Genomic DNA, 3,620 nt, shown 5'->3' with positions numbered 1-3,620 from the left:
TCCGTGAGCTGCTCGCCACCTCCCTGCGCTTCGCCGGTTTCGAGGTCGAGACGGCCGCCGACGGCACGAGCGCCCTCGCCATGGCCGAGGAGACCGAGCCTGACCTCGTCGTCCTCGACGTCATGCTGCCCGACGTCGACGGCTTCGAGGTGACGCGTCGCCTGCGCGACCGCGGCCGCCAGCAGCCGATCGTCTTCGTCACGGCGCGCGACGCCACCGGTGACAAGATCCAGGGGCTGACCGTCGGTGGTGACGACTACGTCACCAAGCCGTTCAGCCTCGAGGAGGTCATCGCCCGCATCCGCGCCGTGCTTCGCCGCACGAGGGGGGCCGTCGACGAGACCGCGACACTGCGCTTCCACGACCTCGAGCTCAACGAGGACTCCCACGAGGTGCGCCGCGGCGGACGCGTCATCGACCTGTCCCCCACCGAGTTCAAGCTGCTGCGCTACCTGCTGCTCAACCCCAACCGCGTGCTGTCCAAGCTGCAGATCCTCGACCACGTCTGGGACTACGACTTCCGCGGCGAGTCGGGCATCGTCGAGTCCTACATCTCCTACCTGCGGCGCAAGATCGATGCCGACGGCCCCTCGCTGATCCACACGAAGCGGGGCGTGGGCTACGTCCTGCGCGTGCCGCCGGAGACCTCGAGCTGACCCGACCCGACGGAGCCGACATGAACCCCGAGCCGGCGAGCGGAGCGCCCGACCGCCGCGCGCGTCCGACCCGTGGGCGTCGCCGTCCCTTCGGTCGGCTCCGAGCCCTCCCGCTGCGGTGGCGTCTGCTCGGCGTCGCGCTCGGCCTCATCCTCGTCGCGCTGTCGGTCGTCACGCTCGTCGTCAGCGCGCTCCTGCGCCAGTACCTCGTCGGCCAGTCCGACCAGGAGCTCGACGTCTACGCGACGAGCATCGCGCGCTACCAGGCCCAGGACCTCGTCCAGGGCAAACCCGTCCTCCCGAGCGGTTTCACGCTGCGCCTCATGCCCGTCGGGTCCTCCCGGACGATCAACCTCGGCGAGGCCGCGACGGAGGACGACTCGCCGCTGCTCCCCCGGCTCAACCCCGAGGACCCCCTCGTCGAGGACGGCTCGTCGTTCGAGGTGCCCTCCGAGGGCGGGGGCAGCTCGTGGCTGGCGATGGCGCGCTCGACGGCCGACGACAAGGCCACCTTCATCGTCGCGCTGCCGCTGCGGGGGCTGCAGAGCACCGTCCAGCAGTTCATCTGGTACGCCGTCGCCATCGGCGTCATCGTCCTGCTCGTGTGCGCGGCGCTGGGCTGGTACCTCGTCGGGCGCACGTTCCGACCGTTGACCCGCATCGAGGACACCGCCGCCCAGATCGCCGGCGGTGACCTGACCCAGCGCGTCGCCGTGCCCGACACCGAGGACGAGGTGGCCTCGCTGTCGCGCTCGCTCAACGCGATGCTCGGCCGCATCGAGCAGAGCTTCGCGGTCCGGGAGGCCAACGAGGCCAAGATGCGACGGTTCATCGCCGACGCGTCGCACGAGCTGCGGACGCCACTGGCGGCCGTCGGCGGCTACGCCGAGCTGTACCGCCAGGGCGCGCTGCCGACCGCCGAGGCCGTGACGGGGGCGATGGGCCGCATCGAGAGCGAGAGCCAGCGCATGAGCGGGCTCGTCGAGGACCTGCTCACGCTCGCGCGCCTCGACGGCGAGCGGCCGCTGGAGATCCAGACCGTCGACCTCGCGGTCCTCGCCGCCGACGCCGCGCAGGACGCCCGCACCATCGCGCCGGACCGGCACGTGACGGCCACCGGCATCCACGGCCCGATCGGTCCGACCGAGCTCGAGGCCGACGAGCGCCAGCTGCGCCAGGTCGTGACGAACCTCGTGACCAACGCGCGGCTGCACACACCGCCTGGTACACCCGTGGAGATCCTCGTCGGCCGGGTCGACACCGCCCACGTCGCCCTCCACGTCCGCGACCACGGGCCGGGCATCCCGCCCGAGGCACGGGCCAGCGTCTTCGAGCGCTTCTACCGTGCCGACACCTCGCGCAGCCGGGGCAAGGGCGGCGGCAACGGTCTCGGGCTGGCCATCGTCGAGGCGATCGTCGAGGCACACCGCGGCTCGGTCCGGGTCGAGGAGACCCCCGGCGGGGGCGCCACGTTCGTCGTCGAGCTGCCCGTCCACGCGACCCGCGAGCATCGCACAGGCGATTCCTAGGGACGCCACAACGCCGTCAAAAGCTGCCTCGATGACATGGGTACCAGGCAGGTACAGCCACATGAGGAGGAGCCATGACCCTGGCACCGGACAACACCCAGCGCATCCCCGAGGGCGCCGACTACTACAGCCAGGCCTCCCCGCCCGTCCCGCCGGCGTTCGGGCCGACCCAGCAGCAGACGCCTCCCCCGCCGCCGCGCCGGGACCGCCGGATCGGCCAGACGGCCGTGACCGCCCTCCTCGCCGCGGTCCTCGCGAGCGGCGGCACGTACGCCGCGACGCAGTACGCCGGGCACGACGGCTCGACGGCGAGCAGCTCCTCGAGCACGACGCAGAGCTCGAGCCAGGGCTCCTCGCCGACCGTCATCCAGGGCAACGCCTCGAGCCCCGACTGGTCCGCGGTGGCCAAGGCGGTGTCGCCGAGCGTCGTCAGCATCGACGTCACGACGCCGCAGGGTGAGGCCGCCGGCTCGGGCGTCGTCTTCGACAAGACCGGCCACATCCTGACGAACAACCACGTCGTCGGTGACGCGACGGGCGGCCAGGGACAGATCACCGTGACGCTGTCCGACGGGCGCACCTACAGCGCCACGATCGTCGGCACCGACCCGTCGACCGACCTCGCCGTCATCAAGCTCGCCTCGGTCCCGAACGACATCGTCCCGATCTCGGTCGGCGACTCCGAGGCGCTCAAGGTCGGCGACCCGGTCATGGCCGTCGGCAACCCGCTCGGGCTGTCGGGCACCGTGACGACGGGCATCGTGTCGGCGCTCAACCGCCCCGTCAGCACGAGCACGTCCGAGCAGAACCAGTCGCCGTTCGGCCAGCAGGGCAGTGCCGGCGACGAGGTCGTCACGAACGCGATCCAGACGTCCGCGGCGATCAACCCCGGCAACTCCGGCGGTGCCCTCGTCAACGCCAAGGGCCAGCTCGTCGGCATCAACAGCTCGATCGCGTCGCTGAGCCAGGGATCGAGCGGCCAGAGCGGCAACATCGGCATCGGCTTCGCGATCCCGGTCAAGGAGGCCAGGTCGATCGCCGAGCAGCTCATCAAGAGCGGCAAGGCCGAGCACGCCTTCCTCGGGGTGACGCTGCGCGACACCGTCGTCACCGACGGCCCGGCCAGGCGCGCCGGGGCCCAGGTGGCCTCGGTCCAGGGCGGGACGCCTGCCGCGAACGCCGGCCTGAGGAGCGGCGACGTCGTCATCGCCGCCGATGGCCAGCGCATCGACTCGGCCACGGCCCTCGTGGCCCAGATCCGCGAGATGACGGCCGGCGACAAGACGACGCTGACGATCGTCCGCGGCGGCCAGCGCCAGGACGTGCAGGTGACCCTCGCCGTCAAGCCCAGCTCGTCGAGCTGACCCGGACGCGGCGGCGGCCCGGGGAGCGTCGGGCCTGTCTCTTATACACATCTGACGCTGCCGACGACGGA

The 3,620-nt window shown here is 71.8% G+C and carries 3 protein-coding genes; all 3 read left to right on the top strand.

Going from position 1 to position 3,620, the window contains the following annotated elements:
• Positions 1-656 (top strand): response regulator transcription factor (locus ACPYOM_RS21235; protein WP_481347474.1); only part of this gene is annotated, 656 nt, incomplete at its 5' end.
• Positions 657-676: 20 nt separating this feature from the next.
• Entirely contained in the window at positions 677-2,185 is a 1,509-nt protein-coding gene (locus ACPYOM_RS21230) for a sensor histidine kinase (RefSeq protein ID WP_481340892.1), read from the top strand.
• 74 nt (positions 2,186-2,259) lie between these two features.
• Positions 2,260-3,549, top strand: coding sequence for a S1C family serine protease (locus ACPYOM_RS21225; protein ID WP_481347473.1), 1,290 nt, complete (start codon positions 2,260-2,262; stop codon positions 3,547-3,549).
• The last annotated feature ends 71 nt before the right edge of the window (positions 3,550-3,620 follow it).

This window comes from Monashia sp. HAY1-2A (genome assembly GCF_056755315.1).
This window is presented reverse-complemented; position numbering and strand designations above follow the sequence as displayed.

What these genes read in the sequence shown, in the direction of transcription:
- ACPYOM_RS21230 (WP_481340892.1), top strand. Translation starts at nt 677, where the DNA reads ATGAACCCCGAGCCGGCGAGCGGAGCGCCCGACCGCCGCGCGCGTCCG.
- ACPYOM_RS21225 (WP_481347473.1), top strand. Translation starts at nt 2,260, where the DNA reads ATGACCCTGGCACCGGACAACACCCAGCGCATCCCCGAGGGCGCCGAC.